Source organism: Bacillus sp. FSL M8-0277 (genome assembly GCF_037975305.1).
GTDB lineage: Bacteria > Bacillota > Bacilli > Bacillales > Bacillaceae > Bacillus > Bacillus pumilus.
In genome coordinates, this window is record NZ_CP150255.1 from 1,607,225 (window position 1) to 1,626,103 (window position 18,879).

At 40.6% G+C, this 18,879-nt stretch carries 24 protein-coding genes; all 24 read left to right on the forward strand.

Going from position 1 to position 18,879, the window contains the following annotated elements; all coding sequences use genetic code 11:
• The 24 genes from hslU to flhB all read left to right on the forward strand — a co-directional run bounded on the left by hslU (position 1) and on the right by flhB (position 18,859).
• Complete coding sequence (gene hslU, locus MKZ05_RS07960; protein WP_003211907.1) at positions 1 to 1,401, forward strand: HslU--HslV peptidase ATPase subunit; 1,401 nt, start codon at positions 1 to 3, stop codon at positions 1,399 to 1,401.
• Between the two features lie 34 nt (positions 1,402 to 1,435).
• Positions 1,436 to 2,215 (forward strand): GTP-sensing pleiotropic transcriptional regulator CodY, encoded by a 780-nt coding sequence (gene codY / locus MKZ05_RS07965; RefSeq protein ID WP_003210838.1) that lies wholly within the window; start codon positions 1,436 to 1,438, stop codon positions 2,213 to 2,215.
• Positions 2,216 to 2,501: 286 nt separating this feature from the next.
• Positions 2,502 to 2,891, forward strand: a complete 390-nt coding sequence (flgB, locus tag MKZ05_RS07970; protein ID WP_012009952.1) for a flagellar basal body rod protein FlgB — start codon at positions 2,502 to 2,504, stop codon at positions 2,889 to 2,891.
• Positions 2,891 to 3,343, forward strand: a complete 453-nt coding sequence (gene flgC, locus MKZ05_RS07975) for a flagellar basal body rod protein FlgC (RefSeq protein ID WP_012009953.1) — start codon at positions 2,891 to 2,893, stop codon at positions 3,341 to 3,343. The genes flgB and flgC overlap by 1 nt, the downstream gene beginning before the upstream one ends.
• A gap of 11 nt (positions 3,344 to 3,354) precedes the next feature.
• Positions 3,355 to 3,672: a flagellar hook-basal body complex protein FliE gene (gene fliE, locus MKZ05_RS07980; protein WP_003212183.1), complete on the forward strand. Its 318-nt coding sequence runs from the start codon at positions 3,355 to 3,357 to the stop codon at positions 3,670 to 3,672.
• A 49-nt stretch (positions 3,673 to 3,721) separates the two neighbouring features.
• Positions 3,722 to 5,314 (forward strand): flagellar basal-body MS-ring/collar protein FliF, encoded by a 1,593-nt coding sequence (fliF, locus tag MKZ05_RS07985; RefSeq protein WP_034619909.1) that lies wholly within the window; start codon positions 3,722 to 3,724, stop codon positions 5,312 to 5,314.
• A gap of 11 nt (positions 5,315 to 5,325) precedes the next feature.
• Entirely contained in the window at positions 5,326 to 6,342 is a 1,017-nt protein-coding gene (gene fliG / locus MKZ05_RS07990; RefSeq protein WP_003210883.1) for a flagellar motor switch protein FliG, read from the forward strand.
• The gene (gene fliH / locus MKZ05_RS07995) at positions 6,335 to 7,099 is read left to right on the forward strand and encodes a flagellar assembly protein FliH (protein WP_003212485.1); all 765 of its coding nucleotides are present in this window, start codon (positions 6,335 to 6,337) and stop codon (positions 7,097 to 7,099) included. Before fliG ends, fliH begins: the two co-directional genes overlap by 8 nt.
• Positions 7,096 to 8,412, forward strand: a complete 1,317-nt coding sequence (fliI, locus tag MKZ05_RS08000; protein ID WP_003212478.1) for a flagellar protein export ATPase FliI — start codon at positions 7,096 to 7,098, stop codon at positions 8,410 to 8,412. The genes fliH and fliI overlap by 4 nt, the downstream gene beginning before the upstream one ends.
• 8 nt (positions 8,413 to 8,420) lie before the next feature.
• A complete protein-coding gene (gene fliJ, locus MKZ05_RS08005) occupies positions 8,421 to 8,864 on the forward strand; it encodes a flagellar export protein FliJ (protein ID WP_034620036.1) in 444 nt (147 codons plus the stop codon).
• 12 nt (positions 8,865 to 8,876) lie between these two features.
• Positions 8,877 to 9,575, forward strand: a complete 699-nt coding sequence (locus MKZ05_RS08010; protein WP_251191271.1) for a MotE family protein — start codon at positions 8,877 to 8,879, stop codon at positions 9,573 to 9,575.
• Entirely contained in the window at positions 9,576 to 10,898 is a 1,323-nt protein-coding gene (locus MKZ05_RS08015) for a flagellar hook-length control protein FliK (RefSeq protein ID WP_327840674.1), read from the forward strand. It begins immediately after the preceding gene.
• Positions 10,898 to 11,344, forward strand: a complete 447-nt coding sequence (gene flgD / locus MKZ05_RS08020) for a flagellar hook assembly protein FlgD (RefSeq protein ID WP_044141919.1) — start codon at positions 10,898 to 10,900, stop codon at positions 11,342 to 11,344. The genes MKZ05_RS08015 and flgD overlap by 1 nt, the downstream gene beginning before the upstream one ends.
• A 17-nt stretch (positions 11,345 to 11,361) precedes the next feature.
• The gene (gene flgG / locus MKZ05_RS08025) at positions 11,362 to 12,153 is read left to right on the forward strand and encodes a flagellar basal body rod protein FlgG (protein ID WP_137054632.1); all 792 of its coding nucleotides are present in this window, start codon (positions 11,362 to 11,364) and stop codon (positions 12,151 to 12,153) included.
• Positions 12,154 to 12,190: 37 nt separating this feature from the next.
• On the forward strand, positions 12,191 to 12,406 hold the full coding sequence (locus MKZ05_RS08030; RefSeq protein ID WP_034620035.1) for a flagellar FlbD family protein: 216 nt from the start codon (positions 12,191 to 12,193) through the stop codon (positions 12,404 to 12,406).
• Complete coding sequence (gene fliL, locus MKZ05_RS08035) at positions 12,403 to 12,831, forward strand: flagellar basal body-associated protein FliL (protein WP_003212424.1); 429 nt, start codon at positions 12,403 to 12,405, stop codon at positions 12,829 to 12,831. Before MKZ05_RS08030 ends, fliL begins: the two co-directional genes overlap by 4 nt.
• A gap of 32 nt (positions 12,832 to 12,863) precedes the next feature.
• Positions 12,864 to 13,862 carry a flagellar motor switch protein FliM gene (fliM, locus tag MKZ05_RS08040; protein WP_003212239.1) on the forward strand — a complete coding sequence of 333 codons (999 nt, stop codon included), beginning with the start codon at positions 12,864 to 12,866 and terminating at the stop codon, positions 13,860 to 13,862.
• On the forward strand, positions 13,852 to 14,976 hold the full coding sequence (gene fliY, locus MKZ05_RS08045; RefSeq protein WP_339162115.1) for a flagellar motor switch phosphatase FliY: 1,125 nt from the start codon (positions 13,852 to 13,854) through the stop codon (positions 14,974 to 14,976). Before fliM ends, fliY begins: the two co-directional genes overlap by 11 nt.
• Positions 14,977 to 15,003: 27 nt before the next feature.
• Positions 15,004 to 15,366: a response regulator gene (locus MKZ05_RS08050; protein WP_003212360.1), complete on the forward strand. Its 363-nt coding sequence runs from the start codon at positions 15,004 to 15,006 to the stop codon at positions 15,364 to 15,366.
• A gap of 18 nt (positions 15,367 to 15,384) precedes the next feature.
• Complete coding sequence (fliZ, locus tag MKZ05_RS08055) at positions 15,385 to 16,044, forward strand: flagella biosynthesis regulatory protein FliZ (RefSeq protein ID WP_034619906.1); 660 nt, start codon at positions 15,385 to 15,387, stop codon at positions 16,042 to 16,044.
• On the forward strand, positions 16,037 to 16,702 hold the full coding sequence (gene fliP / locus MKZ05_RS08060) for a flagellar type III secretion system pore protein FliP (RefSeq protein ID WP_003211147.1): 666 nt from the start codon (positions 16,037 to 16,039) through the stop codon (positions 16,700 to 16,702). The genes fliZ and fliP overlap by 8 nt, the downstream gene beginning before the upstream one ends.
• Positions 16,703 to 16,718: 16 nt before the next feature.
• A complete protein-coding gene (fliQ, locus tag MKZ05_RS08065; RefSeq protein ID WP_003211206.1) occupies positions 16,719 to 16,988 on the forward strand; it encodes a flagellar biosynthesis protein FliQ in 270 nt (89 codons plus the stop codon).
• Between the two features lie 6 nt (positions 16,989 to 16,994).
• A complete protein-coding gene (gene fliR, locus MKZ05_RS08070; RefSeq protein WP_012009967.1) occupies positions 16,995 to 17,774 on the forward strand; it encodes a flagellar biosynthetic protein FliR in 780 nt (259 codons plus the stop codon).
• Positions 17,771 to 18,859 (forward strand): flagellar biosynthesis protein FlhB, encoded by a 1,089-nt coding sequence (gene flhB, locus MKZ05_RS08075; RefSeq protein WP_284906491.1) that lies wholly within the window; start codon positions 17,771 to 17,773, stop codon positions 18,857 to 18,859. The genes fliR and flhB overlap by 4 nt, the downstream gene beginning before the upstream one ends.
• The last annotated feature ends 20 nt before the right edge of the window (positions 18,860 to 18,879 follow it).

Sequence of the window (18,879 nt, forward strand, 5' to 3'; positions counted from 1 at the left end):
ATGGAGAAAAAGCCGTTCACCCCAAGAGAGATAGTTGAAAAGCTTGATCAATACATTATTGGTCAGCTTGATGCGAAAAAAGCAGTGGCGGTGGCTTTAAGAAACCGTTACAGAAGAAGCCTTTTACATGATAAGCTAAAGGATGAAGTCGTTCCGAAAAACATTTTAATGATCGGCCCAACAGGTGTGGGGAAAACAGAGATTGCCCGCAGAATTGCAAAAATTTCTGGTGCGCCTTTTATTAAAGTGGAAGCGACGAAGTTTACTGAAGTTGGTTACGTCGGCCGTGATGTAGAATCGATGGTCAGAGATCTAGTTGAGACAGCGATCCGAATTGTCAAAGAAGAAAAGATGAAAGACGTTCAAGAAGAAGCAGAAAAACAAGCAAATAAACGTCTTGTTCATTTACTTGTTCCTGGCAAGAAAAAAAGCCAGTCTGTGAAAAATCCTTTTGAGATGCTGTTTGGTGGTTCTGATGAAGATGACCGTGATCGAGATCAATCAAGTGAAGAAGTTGAACTTGAATCGACAAGAAAGCGAATCGCTCATCAACTGGCTATGGGCGAACTTGAAGATCATTACGTCACGATCGAAGTCGAAGAGCAGCAGCCATCCATGTTTGATATGCTTCAGGGCTCGGGTATGGAGCAAATGGGCATGAACATGCAGGATGCGCTCGGCAATCTCATGCCTAAAAAGAAAAAACGCAGAAAGCTGACCGTCAGAGAAGCAAGAAAGGCGTTAACAGCTGAAGAAGCTTCAAAACTGATTGACATGGATGAAGTCAGTCAAGAAGCTGTCTATAAAGCAGAGCAGCAAGGGATTATTTTTATCGACGAAATCGATAAAATCGCTAAAAGCGGTGGTGCATCATCTGCAGATGTTTCTCGTGAAGGGGTTCAACGTGATATTTTACCGATTGTAGAAGGTTCAACTGTGATGACGAAATATGGGGCAGTGAAAACAGACCATGTGCTTTTTGTAGCAGCAGGTGCATTTCATATGGCAAAACCATCAGATTTGATTCCAGAGCTTCAAGGGCGCTTCCCAATTCGTGTAGAATTAGATAAATTAAGTATCGAAGACTTTGTGAAAATCTTAACGGAACCAGATAATGCATTATTAAAGCAATATAAAGCTTTACTTGAAACAGAAGGTATATCTCTTGAATTTTCTGACGATGCTATTCATAAGATTGCCGAAGTGGCTTATCATGTCAATCAGGAGACAGATAACATCGGTGCAAGAAGGCTTCATACCATACTTGAAAAGCTGCTTGAAGAGCTTTCATTTGAGGCGCCTGATATTACACTAGGGACAGTGACCATTACCCCTCAGTATGTAGAAGAGAAGCTAGGAAAGATTGCGAATAACAAAGACTTAAGTCAATTTATACTTTAACAAATGAATAAAGTAATCTAGGAGGATCATTAATATGGCGTTACTACAAAAAACAAGGATTATTAACTCAATGCTGCAAGATGCAGCGGGGAAACCAGTTAATTTTAAGGAAATGGCAGAAACGTTGAGAGATGTCATTGATTCAAACATTTTCGTATTAAGCAGAAGAGGGAAGCTTCTAGGCTACTCGATCAACCAGCAGATTGAAAATCCGCGTATGAAGAAAATGCTTGAAGACCGTCAGTTCCCTGAAGAATATACAAAAAGTCTATTTAACATCCCTGAAACATCTTCAAATCTTGACATTAACAGTGAGTATACAGCTTTCCCGATTGAGAACCGTGATTTATTTGAATCAGGTTTGACAACCATTGTTCCAATTATCGGAGGAGGAGATCGTTTAGGGACGTTAATCCTGTCTCGTTTGCAAGATACATTCAAAGATGATGATTTAATTCTTGCTGAATACGGTGCAACAGTTGTTGGAATGGAGATCCTTCGTGAGAAATCAGAGGAAATCGAAGAAGAAGCAAGAAGTAAAGCTGTTGTCCAAATGGCGATTAGTTCTCTTTCATATAGTGAGCTTGAAGCCATTGAGCACATCTTTGAAGAACTTGATGGTAACGAAGGGCTTCTAGTGGCAAGTAAAATTGCTGACCGTGTAGGAATCACTCGTTCAGTGATCGTGAACGCCTTACGTAAGTTAGAAAGTGCAGGCGTCATCGAATCTCGTTCTCTTGGAATGAAGGGAACGTATATCAAAGTGTTAAACAACAAATTTTTAATTGAACTTGAAAATTTAAAATCTCATTAATCAAAAACCCTTTTCAGCCAAAATACAAGCTGAAAAGGGTTTTTTTTTATAAAAAAAGAGGATTTGTCCGAAAAATGACACTCTTTTTTCCAAGAAAACCCTTACAATTCTTAGTTCTTTGAATCTAGGTCTTTATACCTATTCGTAAAATAGATATATATTACGAGTTTTTTTTACATATACATCATAGACTTTAATCCTATTATTTCTTACAATGAACATATGGTTTTACAAATCTCGACATGATTAAATGGAATGAAATACATATGATTGGAGGTATATGGTTTTGGATATATTTTCTGGAACGATAAGCAACCTTGAGAATGCCTTGGGCAGAGCGAATGTTAAGCAAAAAGTCATAAGCAATAATATCGCGAATATAGACACACCGAACTACAAGTCGAAAAACGTCGCATTTCATGATATGCTAAACGATGCGTCGATCAAGTTAGATGCTAAAAAAACATACCAAGGTCACATTGATTTTTCTAAAACAGGGTCTAATTATTCAGTTGTTTCGAGCAACCGTACTTCATATCAAGAAAACGGAAATAATGTCGATATTGATCAAGAGATGAGTGAACTCGCTAAAAACCAAATTCAGTATAATGCGTTGGTTGAAAGAATGAGTGGAAAATTCAATTCTCTTAAAACAGTTTTGACAGGAGGTAAGTGATGTCAATTTTTTCAGGCGTTAACGCTTCGGCCTCTGCATTAACAGCACAGAGGCTCAGAATGGACGTTGTATCCTCTAACCTTGCAAATATGGATACAACAAGAGCGAAACAGGTTGATGGCAACTGGGAGCCTTATAGACGTAAGCTCGTCACATTACAGCCGTCAGGTGAATCGTTTTCATCTATATTAAACTCAAGCATGAATTCGAGCGGTAAATTAGGAAACGGCGTGAAAGCAACGAAGATTACAGAAGACGAAACTCCATTCAACCTTCAATATGATCCTACAAATCCCGATGCCAATGAAAATGGATATGTTCAAACACCTAATGTTGATCCATTAAAGGAAATGGTTGACCTCATCAGCAGCTCAAGGTCATATGAAGCAAACGTGACCGCGCTAAATGCGAATAAAAGCATGTTGATGAAAGCTTTAGAAATAGGAAAGTAAGGTGAAAAGAATTGGTTAACGCAATATCTCCTTTCCAGCTTCAAGCTGCTCAGCAAGCAAGTGAATTGACAAATGCATCGTCCGTTCATGCGGCTGCACCTAAAAGTCAAACGAATTTCTCTGATGTGCTGAAGAATTCCATTGAGGCATTAAATCAATCACAGCTTAAATCAGACCAGTATACAAATGCACTTGCACAAGGAAAAGATGTCAATCTCGATGAAGTCATGATTGCCTCGCAAAAAGCGAGTGTGACACTCACAGCTGCAACGGAGTTTCGAAATAAAGCGGTCGAAGCGTACCAAGAGATTATGAGAATGCAGATGTAGGAGGTGCTGACGGACAAAAAAAGACTGAATGGAATGACCGGGGGTTAAGATGAATCGTACTTTAATGCAATTAAGAACAAAAACAGTTGAGTTTTGGCGAAATCGATCAAAATTACAAAAAATACTTATGATTGGCGGCGTTGCTGCCCTAGCAATCATTATTACGGTTGTTAGCATCTTTGCTTCTTCTGAAAAAATGGTTCCATTGTTTAGAGATTTGTCTGAGGCAGAAGCTGGGCAAATCAAACAGGAACTAGATGGCAAAAACGTTAAATCGGAACTTGCGAATAATGGAACAACGATTCTCGTTCCAGAAAAGCAGGCCGACTCTTTAAAAGTAACACTCGCATCTGAGGGTCTCCCTAAGACAGGGAATATTGATTACTCCTTCTTTGCGAATAATTCCGGCTTCGGTTTAACAGATAATGAATTTGATGTTCTGAAAGTAGACGCAACTCAGACAGAACTATCCAATCTAATCAACACGATTGATGGGATCAAAGATTCAAAAGTTATGATTAACCTGCCAAAAGATTCCGTTTTTGTTGGAGAAGAGCAAAGTAATGCATCAGCATCCATTGTGCTGCAAGTTGAACGTGGCTACACGCTCGCGCCGCAGCAAGTAAAAGGCCTTTATCATCTTATTTCAAAAAGTGTACCGAATTTAAAGACAGAAAACATTGTCATTATGGACCAAGATTCCAACTACTACGATTTAAACAGCAGTTCCGATTCCTATGCAAGTGGAATGGATGCACAGCAGCAGAAAAAAGAAGAAATCGAAAAGAACCTTCAAAGAAAAATTCAACAGCTGCTGGGAACAATGATGGGTCAAGAAAAAGTCGCTGTATCGGTCACAACAGACATTGATTTTACTGAAGAGAAAAGAAAAGAAGACCTTGTAGAACCAGTTGATAAAGAAAACATGCAAGGCATCGCTGTCAGCGCTGAAAAGATTGCTGAAACTTATTCAGGAAATGGTGCAGCAGCTGGTGGAACCGCTGGAACAGGCGACGATGATGTCACAAACTATCAAGGCGCCGATGGAGCGAATGGTAGCGGAGATTACGAAAAGAGCGAAGATCGTATCAACTATGAAGTCAACCGCATTCATAAAGATATCAAAGAGAGCCCTTATAAAATTAGAGATGTTGGCATTCAAGCATTGGTCGAACCACCAACTGCAAACGATGTGAACTCTTTAACAGCTGAAAGACAAGATGATATTAAAAAGATTCTTTCAACGATCATTAGCACGTCAATTGATAAAGAATACACAAATGGTCAAGCGCTCACTCAAGCGGACTTAGATAACAAAATTGTTTTATCTGTATCAAAATTAGACGGTAAACAGCAAACTGCAGCAGAAAACCCATCAAACAATATTCCAATTTGGGTTTATATTGTAGGCGGTGTGCTACTACTTGCAATTATCGCTCTCATTATTCTTCTTGTGCGTAAACGCAGAAAAGAAGAGGAAGAAGAGTTTGAGTTTGATGAACATACACCAATTCATGTTCCTGATATCGACACTGAACCAGAAACAGAAGAAATGGTGAGGAAAAATCAGCTTGAAAAAATGGCAAAAGATAAACCAGAAGACTTTGCTAAATTGCTACGCAGCTGGCTGTCCGAGGATTAGGAGGAATACACATGTCGAGAAAAGATTCAAATCGACTAACAGGCAGACAAAAAGCAGCAATCCTAATGATTTCCTTAGGGCTAGAGGTGTCAGCATCTGTATACAAACATCTGTCTGAAGACGAAATAGAAAAATTAACATTGGAAATTTCCAATGTGCGAAGTGTAGATACTGCTAAAAAAGATGAAATCATTGAAGAATTTCACAGCATCGCCATCGCGCAGGACTACATATCACAAGGCGGTCTTATGTACGCAAGACAAGTGCTTGAAAAAGCGCTTGGTGAGGACAAAGCGGATAGTATCTTAAACCGATTAACATCCTCACTTCAAGTGAAACCGTTTGATTTTGCTCGAAAGGCTGACCCAGAACAAATCTTAAACTTTATCCAGCATGAGCATCCACAAACCATTGCGCTCATCCTTTCCTACTTAGATCCAGTTCAAGCAGGGCAGATTTTATCTGAATTAGGTGAGGAAGTACAAACAGAGGTTGCGAGACGTATTGCTTTAATGGATCGCACATCTCCAGAGATCATCAATGAAGTGGAACGCATTCTTGAACAAAAACTTTCTTCAACCTTTACGCAAGACTATACGCAAACGGGCGGAGTCGAAGCGGTTGTAGAAGTACTAAATGGTGTAGACCGTGCGACCGAGAAGACCATTTTAGACACTCTTGAAATTCAAGATCCTGAGCTTGCTGATGAAATTAAGAAACGTATGTTTGTCTTTGAGGATATTGTCACTCTTGACAGCAGAGCGATTCAGCGCGTGATCAGAGATGTTGAAAATGATGACTTATTGCTTGCACTCAAAGTGGCAAGCGAAGAGGTCAAAGAAATTGTCTTCCGCAACATGTCACAGAGAATGGTCGAAACGTTCAAAGAAGAAATGGAGTTTATGGGACCTGTCCGGCTTAGAGATGTCGAGGAAGCACAAACCCGTATTGTCAGCATCGTAAGACGACTCGAGGAAGCTGGAGAAATCGTCATAGCTCGAGGCGGAGGAGACGATATCATTGTCTAGGATTATCAAACATGAAACATCTGTTATTCCTGAGCAAGGCCGGCAAACGATTCCTTTGCAGCAAGTGGAGTTCAAAAAAGAACATCATGAAGAAGAGCTTGTCAATGAAACAGAAGTGTCGCAGCTTGTACTAAGTGATGCTGAAGATCAAGCAAGCCGTATAGTAGAACAAGCAAATAGTGAGCTTGAAAAAACAATGGCTGAAATCAATCAGCGCCGCGCTGATTTTGAAGAAGAAAGAATGCAGCTTATTGAAGAAGCGAAACAAGCAGGTTACCAAGATGGCTTCCAAAAGGGTGAAGCAGATGCGATGAGTCAGTACCGATCAATTCTTGATCAAGCAAATGACATTGTCAGTCTTGCCAAGCAGGATTACGAAGAAAAAATTGAAAGCTCCGCAGAAAAAATTGTGGAACTGGCTTTTGAACTCGCCAAACGTGTTTGGTACTCGGCTGAGGACACGAAAGATCAATTTTTGGCTCTCGTGAAGCAGGTCATTTCTGAAGTGAAAGAATATGACGATATTTCCATCTATGTTGACCCTGAACATTACGATCATGTGATGGAGTATAAAGACGAATTAATCAGAATCCTTCAAAAGGATACACACCTTGCCATTTACTCGGATGAAAAAGCGCCAAAAGGGACTTGTTACGTAGAAACAAGCTTTGGAAAAGTGGAAGCGAGTGTTGATACACAAATGAATCAGTTGAAAGAAAAGCTACTAGAAGTCATTGATTCAGGTGATCACAAATGAACATCGATGTGTTAAAAGAAACGATTGAAACCGCAGATCCTTATAAACGATTTGGTAAAGTCAATCGAGTTGTTGGACTGATGATTGAATCTAAGGGGCCGGAAAGTTCTATCGGAGACGTGTGTCTCATTCATAAAAAGGGGCGTAAGCACGATCCAATAAAAGCAGAGGTCGTAGGGTTTAGAGATGAAAATATTCTGCTCATGCCTTATGTAGAAGCATCCAATATTTCACCAGGAAGTCTAGTTGAAGCGACAGGTGAGTCGCTGAAGGTCAAAGTTGGGACTGGGTTAATTGGCGAAGTTGTTGATGCCTTCGGTGAACCGCTGGACGGCAGTATGCTTCCAAAGGGACTTGCACCTGTTTCGACAGATCAGTCACCTCCAAACCCGATGGACAGGCCACCTATTCGTGAAAAAATGGGCGTTGGTGTCAGAGTGATCGACAGTCTGCTTACAGTCGGCACTGGTCAGAGGATCGGTATTTTTGCCGGAAGTGGTGTTGGAAAAAGTACCTTAATGGGGATGATTGCTAAGCAGACAGAAGCAGACCTCAATGTCATTGCCCTTGTTGGAGAGCGTGGCCGGGAAGTTCGTGAGTTTATTGAAAAGGATTTAGGTACCGAGGGACTAAAGCGATCGATTGTTGTCGTCGCAACTTCTGACCAGCCTGCACTGACGAGAATGAAGGCTGCTTATACAGCAACAGCTATTGCAGAATATTTTAGAGACAGAGGCAAAAACGTCATGTTCATGATGGACTCTGTTACACGGGTCGCTATGGCACAAAGGGAAATCGGTCTTGCAACTGGTGAACCGCCAACGACAAAAGGATATACGCCTTCGGTGTTCGCTATACTGCCAAAATTACTTGAACGAACTGGAACGAATCAGCTTGGTTCCATCACAGCGTTTTACACAGTGCTTGTTGATGGTGACGATATGAATGAGCCAATCGCTGATACAGTCAGGGGAATCTTAGATGGCCACATTGTACTTGATCGTGCTTTAGCCAACAAAGGACAATTTCCTGCTGTCAATATTCTGAAAAGTATCAGCCGTGTTATGAGCAATATCGCAAGTCATGATCACAAGGAGGCGGCCAACCGGTTCCGCCAGCTTTTATCCACTTATCAAAACGCTGAAGACCTCATTAACATTGGAGCATATAAAAAAGGCTCCTCGAAAGACATTGATGATGCCATGCAGGCTTATCCTCATCTGATTTCATTTTTGAAGCAGGATGTAGAAGAGGCTGTATCTATTGACGACAGTGTGAATGTATTGCTCGGTTTGATGAATAGAGAGGATTGACAAAAACAGTGAGATATCAATACAAATTTCAAAAGCTCTTAGAACTGAAAGAAAGTGAAAAAGACAAGTCACTCGCAGCGTACCAACAATCCGTTTCGGCATTTGAGCAAGTCGCTGAAAAGCTCTATGAAAATATGAGTAAAAAAGAATTAATGGAAAAAAGCAAAGAAGAAAAGCTGAGAAGTGGTATGAGTGTTCAAGAAATGCGTCATTATCAGCAATTTGTGACCAATTTAGATAACACCATTCAGCATTATCAGCAGCTTGTGATCATGAAACGCCATCAAATGAATGAAAAACAATCTGATTTAACTGAAAAAAACATCGAGTTTAAAAAGTTTGAAAAAATGAAAGAAAAGCAGTATGAAAAGTTTTCCCTTGAACATAAGGCCATTGAAATGAAAGAAATGGATGATATCTCTATCAGCCAATTCATGTTTCAAGGACATTAGGAGTCGAGATGAATGCCTAAGAAGGAAAAAACGAAAGAATCAAGCGGCGGTAAATTTCAATGGATCTTGTTTATTGTCATCATCCCATTGATTGTGCTTGTGTTAGTGACTGGCACAATCCTTTATATGGCAGGTTTTGATCTAAAGAAACCGCTCCAAAACATTCCGGGCGTCAGTAGTTTGGTTGGTTCAGATGACACCTCAAAAACGTCATCTTCACATAATAATCAAAGCGATGCAGAATTGAAGGAACTGAAAAAGACCATTAAAGAGCAAAAGAATGAACTTGAAATTGCACAAAAAGACTTAAAAACAAGTGATGAAGAGATTAAAAGACTGAATCAAAAAATCAGTTCACTTGAAAAAACATCTGAAAATGATGCGAATGATAATTCAGCGGATGACAGTTCATCAAATAGCAGCTCATCAAGCGATACATCAGGTAATAATGCATCAGGGACAACTTCTGATGGGGCAGCAGCCTCTAACCAGAAACCGAAAGGGAAGATTGCCAGTATCTATGAAAGCATGGACGCAGGGAAATCCGCCAAAATTTTATCAGAATTAAGTGATAAAGAGGCATTGAAGATCCTCGAAGAGCTAAGCAAAAATAAACTAACAGACATATTAGCAAAACTAACACCTCAGAAGGCAGCTACGTTTACGAAAGAGCTTTCTAAAAAAGAAAGTGAAAATGGGGGTGGACAATAAGTGAAGCTATTGGATATTGGAGCCTTACAGCAATCGTCTCAAGGTCTCTCGGGACCAAAGGGGAGCGGCGCGGCATCTGCAAGCGGGTTGTTTAAACAATTACTTAGCGGGGCAGGCGCACAAAGCGGCCTTGTGAATGCTGAGACAGCGGGTGCCACTCTTTCCATCAATGATGCGATGCAAATCATTGAAAAATGGATGCAATCGCCTGAAGAAGGCATCAACGGAGACCTTCTTAGCGCGCTTCAAACACTTCAAGGTCAAACGCTTGATTCGTCTGATCTCAAGTCACTAGAAGAGCTATTTCAAAAAATGGAATCATCCATTTACGGTGATCAAACGGATAAGTCAGCTTCTGAACATAGTGAGCAGCTCATACAAGTCCACTTTTTCATATATCAACTACTCAATCAACAGCCGATCAGCTTTGATGCAAAGCTAGTGCAAGATATTGAAGCAAAGGGTCAAGACTTCATTCACTTTCTTTCAAAAAATGGAGTAGATGAGAAACTGATTCAGCAAGTAAAAGAGCAGTTTTTCTCGCAGGGTTCAGCACCAAAGCTGAATTCGATGTCTCAAAGTGAGCTGAAACACTTTAATCAGTTAATCGACCATATGATGGCAAATGCAAAAGGGTCAGACAAAGAGTTGAAGATTGCTTTAGGAGAGTTAAAAGAATTGGTCTCTCCAAGACAAGAATCTACTCTTGCTACTCCTGCAAAAGGGGCTAACTCTCTTGAATGGCTCATCAAAAAGGAAGTTGTCAAAGGACAAAGCACTTCTGCACCTGCTTCTGAAAAAACTGTCACTCATACGCTGTTGCCAGGTCATAAGCAGTTTTTTCAACTGCAATCAGCAGCTCCTGTTCAGCAGGCACAAACAACTGATGAAAAGCCGGGAACGGTTGATCAGCAAATTCTAAATACGTGGAAGCAAATGAAATTCACGCCATTTGGCAACTCAAGTGGGCGCTTTACAGTTCGGTTAAATCCAGAAAATCTCGGATTTATCACGATTCAGCTGACGAAGCAAAATGGTATGTATGCGAGTAAAATTACAGCTTCGACACAGGCAGCAAAAGAACTGCTAGAGCATCACCTTCCGCAGCTCAAGCAGGCGCTTCCGAATATGTCGGTTCAAGTGGACCGTTTCCATATACCGCTTCAATCAAATGAGCAGCCGTTATTTGGACAATTTAACGAAGAAAACAAGCAGCAACAGTCAAAAGGGCAGAATTTCCAAAAGCCTGATGAACAGGAAGCAGAATTCCAAGATGTACTGGATGCTCTTGTTGGGTCAGATGAAGAAGAGGAGGAAATCTAATGGCAACAGTTGATGCTACGAATAGAACAGTCGCACAAACAGACACTTCTTCAAAAGCAGAAAAGAAAACAGATACGCTCGGCAAAGATCAATTCTTGAAAATTTTGCTCACGCAGCTTCAAAACCAAGATCCGACAAACCCACTAGATGACCGTGAGTTTGTCACACAGCTTGCAACATTTTCATCTTTAGAACAGCAAACCAATATGAACGATTCGATCACCAAGCTGAATCAGCTCATGTCTACATTTGTTGCACACCAAGATCCGTTTACGACGTATGTAGGCTGGATCGGTAAAGAAGTATCGGGCAAACTGGATGATAAAGAGATATCAGGCACTGTGAAGTCTGTTAAAAACATAAACAATGAATACTTCCTGTATTTAGAAGATGGAACGAAAATCAGCCCTTGGGACGTTACAGCAGTTGGAGAAAAAACGAAGTAATTCGAGGAGGAAAATAAATGTTACGCTCACTTTACTCAGGAATTAGTGGAATGAAAAACTTCCAAACAAAATTAGATGTTGTAGCCAACAACGTGGCCAACGTCAATACACACGGATACAAAAAAAGCCGTATCACTTTTAAAGATATGGTCAGTCAAACCCTTGCAAGTTCTGGTGGACCGACGAACAACTCTGGTTCAATCAACTCGAAACAAGTTGGTTTAGGATCATCTTTATCTTCTATTGATAAAGTCATGTCATCGGGGGCTTCTCAAAATACAGATGATCCATGGGACTTCTATATCAATGGAGATGGATTTTTCCAGATACAACAGCAAGGAGAGACCCTATATATGAGAGCAGGGAACTTCAAACCTGATTCTGAAGGGGATCTAGTAACTCCTGATGGAAACTACCTTCTTGGAATGAATGGGCAAAAAATAACGATTCCAAAGGGCGTTTCAAGTGTAAATGTTGGTCCAGATGGAACGATTTCGGTTGTTGAAAACAATGTATCAAGAACCGTTGGTCAAGTATCACTGGTATCTTTCCGTAACGCAGGAGGGCTAGACAAAGTTGGTGACAACCTTTACCGCCAAACGTTAAGCTCAGGTGCACCAAGTAATCCTATTGTTCCTGGTGAACAAGGAACGGGCGTCATACAAACGGGTAAACTTGAAATGTCAAACGTTGATTTAACAGACGAGTTTACTGAAATGATTATCGCGCAGCGTGGATTCCAATCGAACGCAAAGACGATCACAACATCTGATGAAATCCTGCAAGAGCTTGTGAATCTGAAACGATAGGAGGTAGGGGGAGCGGATGATCGCTTCTCTGCTTAATATGATTGAAGTGACAAGATTGAATGGCAAAGGATTTATGCTGAACGCTCTCCATATCGAGCAAATCGAAAGCTTTCCAGACACGACCATTACATTAGCCAATGGAAAGAAATTCGTTGTGAAAGAAAATGAAGAGCAGCTTCAAGAGAAAATCATTTCTTTCTACAGAAAAATCCAAGTCATTTCATTGAATCAAGGAATAGAGGAATTTGAATGAAGAAGAAATTAGTCGTAGTAATGCTAATCATGATTATTGCCATCGGCGGAATAGGAGCAGGCATCATTTTTCTGTTGAATGGTTCAGAAGAAGCAAAAGCTGAAAAAGAGCCAACAGCAGATGAAGTCGTAAAAGCTTCTGTTGAAATTCCTGAGATTATTACCAATTTAAAGTCTGAAGGAAATGCGGTCAAACTTGTATTGAATATTGAAACAGACTCTGAAAAAGCAAAAGAAGAGCTCGAGAAAAGAAGTTTTCAAGTGAAAGACGCCGTAATTGACATTTTATCAGACACAAATGCAGATGAACTTGATGGCAAAAAAGGCAGAGAACATTTTAAAACACTAGTTAAAAACAAAGTGAATAACTATTTGCAAGATGGCAAGGTGAAAGAAGTATATATAACCTCCTTTAATCTGCAATAGAGGCGATTAATTGACACGATGGAGGTGAAGAAATGTCAGGAGAAGTGCTTTCCCAGAATGAGATCGATGCATTATTATCCGCCATATCTACAGGCGAAATGGATGCAGAAGAGCTGAAAAAAGAAGAAACGACGAAAAAAGTAAAGGTGTATGATTTTAAACGTGCACTTCGCTTTTCGAAAGACCAGATTCGAAGTTTAACAAGGATTCACGATAACTTCGCTAGACTGCTCACCACACACTTTTCAGCTCAGCTAAGATCATATATTCAAATTACTGTCAGCTCGGTTGACCAAGTACCATACGAAGAATTTATTCGTTCGATTCCTAATATGACATTATTAAACTTATTTTATGTCAGCCCGCTTGAAGGAAGAATTATGCTTGAAGTGAACCCAACAATCGGCTATGCCATGATGGACAGGCTGATGGGCGGGATAGGCATTAGTCATAATAAGACAGAATCACTTACAGAAATCGAAACAAAGATTATCTCAAACATGTTTGAGGGAGCTTTGGAAAATTACAGAGAAGCGTGGCAGTCCATAACCGACATCGAGCCTGAAATGGCAGATTTCGAGGTAAATCCCCAGTTTGTTCAAATGGTGTCACCAAACGAAACAGTTGTCGTCATTTCTCTTAATACACAAATTGGTGAGGTAAGCGGGGTTATTAACCTATGTATTCCTCATGTTGTATTAGAGCCTATTATTCCAAAGCTGTCTGTACACTACTGGATGCAGTCTGAACGAAATGAACCAAAACAACAAGAAACAAAGGCTATTGAAAAACGGATTATGACGGCAAAGATACCGGTAGTCGCAGAGCTAGGGGAATCGGAAATGACGGTGGAAGAGTTTTTGAATTTGGAAATTGGTGATTGTATTGCCTTGGACAAACCAGTAAATGCGCCTCTTACTGTTATGGTCGGAAATAAACCGAAATTCTTGGGACAGGCCGGCCGCGTGAATCGGAAACAGGCGATTCAAATTCTAGATCACGACATAAGAGGTGAAGAAGATGGAGAATAACGGAAGTAAATTATCACAAGACGAAATCGATGCGCTCCTTAAAGGAGGCAGCAATGACGATATAGAGCCTGAAACAATCCTTTCTGCAATGGAGCAAGATGCCATTGGAGAAATCGGAAATATTTCATTCGGCAGTTCTGCTACAGCACTTTCAACCCTATTAAATCAAAAAGTGGAGATTACCACTCCAACTGTTACAGTGATTCAAAAAAGTATGCTGAATGAGGAATTTCCTCATCCGTATGTCGCGATTGAAGTGAATTATACGGAAGGCTTCAGCGCAAGTAACCTGCTTGTCGTCCAGCAAACAGATGCAGCAGTCATTGCGGACTTAATGATGGGCGGAGACGGGACAAATGCTGACCCTTCTTTAAGCGAGATTCACTTAAGTGCAGTGCAAGAAGCGATGAACCAAATGATGGGTTCTGCTGCGACATCCATGTCGACGGTCTTTAATAAAAAGATTGATATTTCTCCGCCTCGCGTCGAATTACTTGATGTGAAAGAAGGAGAAGGAACAGACCGGATCCCAGCTGAAGAAATGCTTGTCAAAGTGTCCTTCAGATTAAAAATAGGAGAGCTCATTGATTCAAATATTATGCAGCTTTATCCTATTACATTTGCGAAAGATTTAATCGCAGAATTAACAGACCCAGCGCAGGAGGAAGAGCCGGTTCAAGACACGCAAGTGAGCACACCTGAACCTCAGCCGGCAGCACCTCAAACGCAGTCTGCACCAGCGCAGCAAGCTGCTCCGCCGAAAAGACAGGCGAAGCCAAAGCCGGCAGCACCTGTAAATGTGGCACCAGTTGAATTTGAAGCGTTCAGTGAGCCTCAGCATACAACAAGCCAGCTTGGAAATCTTGATATGCTGATGGACATTCCGCTTTCCATTACGGTGGAACTTGGAAGAACTCAGCGAAGTGTCAAAGAAGTCCTTGAGCTTTCAGCAGGAAGTATCATTGAACTGGACAAACTTGCTGGTGAGCCAGTAGACATTCTAGTGAACAAACGAATCGTCGCCAAAGGGGAAGTCGTTGTCATTGATGAGAACTTTGGTGTTCGTGTGACTGATATTTTAAGTCAGTCAGAAAGACTTTCTAATTTAAAATAAACAAACATACAGGGAGAGAATAAGTAAATGGCTACTAAGGTATTAATCGTAGATGATGCAGCATTCATGAGAATGATGATAAAGGATATTCTTGTAAAAAACGGATTTGATGTAGTAGGAGAAGCAGAAAACGGCGCTCAAGCAGTTGAAAAATTTAAAGAAACATCTCCTGATCTTGTCACAATGGATATCACAATGCCAGAAATGGACGGGATCACAGCATTAAAAGAAATTAAACAAATCGATGCTTCTGCAAAAATCATCATGTGTTCTGCAATGGGGCAGCAGTCAATGGTTATTGACGCGATCCAAGCAGGTGCAAAAGACTTTATCGTGAAGCCGTTCCAGGCAGACCGTGTACTTGAAGCAATTAATAAAACGTTAGGCTAAAAAAGGGTGTAAGACTTGTTGAAAAAACGTTTGATATGTATAGCAATGATCAGTTTTATGCTTTTCTTAACGATACAGCCTGCCTCACTGTTTGCTGAAACGAAAGATCCTGAAAATGGCACAGTGAATGACTGGCTCAAAGAAGAGAAAGGCAGCAAAAAGGATACAGAAAAGACAACCACTGACAATCAAACGAATCCGGCAGAAGAAGTTCCCTCTTCTTCTGTCTCCATTATGGATTTTGTCAAAATGATTGGTGCCTTACTTTTTGTCATCCTGCTCATATATGGATTGGTGAGATTTGTTGGTAAGCAAAACCGCTTACTTAAACCATTTCGCTATGTTGAAAATATTGGCGGAACGACGGTTGGCCAAAACCGTTCAGTCCAGCTTATCAAAGTGGGTAAACGAGTATTAGTTGTCGGAGTAGCGGACTCAATCCAGCTGCTAAAAGAAATTGATGATGAACAAGAATGTGAAGCGATCGTGAAACAATATGAAGAAGCGATGGAAAGCAAAACTGATTTACCAAAAATCGTTCAAAAATTCACATCTCAGATAAAGAAACAGGATCAGCCAACCACTTCTTCTTTTTCAGCCAATTTGAAGGCGCAGCTAGCCGAATTGAAAAAGACCCAATCAGAAGTCAGAAAGAAAGGCCCGAAACAAAATGAATGAGTTTATCGATTTATTTAATTCCAGCGGTGCAGGGAATATTAGCACGTCTGTCCGTCTTCTTTTACTTTTAACCGTATTTTCGGTTGCACCAGGCATTCTCATTTTAATGACGTGTTTTACACGAATTGTGATTGTACTTTCATTCGTTAGAACGTCACTTGCAACCAACTCAATGCCGCCAAACCAAGTGCTTGTAGGGCTTGCATTGTTTCTCACATTTTTTATCATGGCACCCACGTTCTCAGAGATTAATAAAGAGGCACTCACGCCGCTTTTAAATGATGACATTACGCTCAATCAGGCATATGAAAAAGCCGAAGTGCCCATTAAAGAATTTATGAGTAAACATACGAGACAGAAGGATTTGGCTTTATTTCTTAGTTACGCAAAAATCGATACACCTGAATCGATAAAAGATATTCCGTTAACGGCGATGGTACCCGCTTTTGCGATTTCAGAATTAAAGACGGCATTTCAAATTGGTTTCATGATCTTTATTCCCTTTTTAATTATTGACATGGTGGTCGCAAGTGTTCTGATGTCAATGGGGATGATGATGCTTCCGCCGGTTATGATATCGCTCCCTTTTAAAATATTGTTATTTGTTTTAGTCGATGGATGGTATTTGATTGTTAAATCTTTGCTGCAAAGCTTTTAGAGTAGGTGCTTAAAACATGAGTTCAGAATTTGTCATTACGATGGCTGAAAGATCAGTGTATGTGGTATTGCTTGTCAGTGGGCCGCTTCTAGCGCTCGCTCTTATTGTGGGACTGATTGTCAGTGTGTTTCAGGCGACAACCCAAATTCAAGAACAGACGCTTGCGTTCATTCCTAAAATTGTTGCAGTTCTTATCGGGCTTGTTGTGTTTGGTCCATGGATGCTGTCAACCATTGTGTCCTTTACGACAGAGCTGTTCTCGAATTTAGATCGATTTGCAGGTTAACGAGCGATGTCAATCATAGAATTATTCCCTGCTTTTCTATTAGTTTTTATTCGGATCACCGCTTTTTTTGTGACAGTACCGCTTTTAGCGCATAGAACGATCCCAGCTGTACACAGAGTTGGATTCTCTCTGTTTTTAGCCGTGATTAGTTTTAGCACGATTAAGGAACCGCCAGCACTCGACATAGACGGTCTTTATATGATGCTTGCGGTGAAAGAAGCAATGGTCGGACTTCTGCTTGGTTTGATTGCATATATCATGGTGTCCGCTGTTCAAATTGCCGGCTCATTTATTGATTTTCAAATGGGCTTTGCGATCGCCAATGTGATTGATCCGCAAACAGGGGCGCAAACGCCGCTGATGGGGCAGTTTTTTTATACGGTCACATTGCTATTGATGCTGGCAACCAATGCACACCATCTGCTGCTTGATGGAATCTATTACAGCTTTCAATATATTGCAGTTGATCAGTACGCGCTGAATTTCGGCAGTGAATCCTTTGCTTATTTTATTGCAAAGAGCTTCAACCAAATGTTCATCATTGCCTTTCAAATCTCAGCACCGGTCGTTGCCAGCTTGTTTTTGGTCGATTTGGCACTGGGCATTGTGGCACGAACAGTTCCGCAGATGAACGTTTTTGTTGTCGGACTTCCTATTAAAATGGGTGTGAGTTTTATTATGATCATCATCTGTATGGGCGTCATCTTCGGGGTTGTCCAAAATACATTTGATACGATTGTACTCACCATGAGGAATTTCTTAGCATTGGTCGGTGGTTCGTCATGATGACAAGACTTAGACTAGACTTGCAATTTTTCGCAGGTGAAAAAACAGAAAAAGCAACGCCGAAAAAGAGACAAGATTCACGTAAAAAAGGTCAGGTTGCCAAAAGTACCGACGTCAATACAGCCATCTCATTTCTATTAATCTTTTTATCATTCTTTTTTATTGGGCCTTTTATGAAAGAGCGTATTATTGCGCTCATTGAACGTTTTTATTCAACAACGATGCTAATGAAGGTTAGCACATCTAATATTCATCAACTATTTGTGGAATTGCTTCATGAAACAGGGCTCCTTCTCATGCCAATCCTTGGTGTTGGTATGCTGGCAGGCGTTATCAGTAACTATTTACAAGTTGGCTTTCTCTTTTCAACAGAAATCATCAAACCGAAATTAGAAAAGCTAGATCCTATTAAAGGGTTTAAACGCATATACAGTATTCGAGCCCTCGTAGAGCTATTAAAATCCATTTTGAAAATTGGTTTAATTGGTTTTGCGACATTTATTGCACTTTGGATGCACTTTGACGAAATCCTGAGGCTTCCTTTATTAACAGCAGAGGAAACCCTTCATTTCGTCGCAAATATGACCTTGATTATGGGGCTATATGCAGCAGGTGCTCTCATGATCTTAGCAGGGCTTGATTATATGTATCAGAAATTTGATTATGAAAAAAACTTACGGATGTCCAAACAAGACATCAAAGATGAGTATAAAAAATCAGAGGGTGACCCGCTCATAAAATCTAAGATTAAACAGCGCCAGCGGGAAATGGCCATGAGACGGATGATGCAGGAAGTCCCAAAAGCGGACGTCATCATTACAAACCCAACCCACTATGCAATTGCTTTGAAATATGACGAAGAAAAGATGGACGCGCCCTTTGTTGTGGCAAAGGGAACAGATATTTTAGCCTTGAAAATTAGAACGATTGCGAAAGAGCACGATATCATGACCGTAGAAAACCGGCCGCTCGCTCGGGCACTATATGATCAGGTCGACATCGACCAAGCGGTCCCAGAGGAATACTTTAAGGCGATCGCAGAAATTTTAGCTTACGTCTATAAAACGAAACAAAAGATTTTATGAATTTTTGGTTTTAAAAGGAG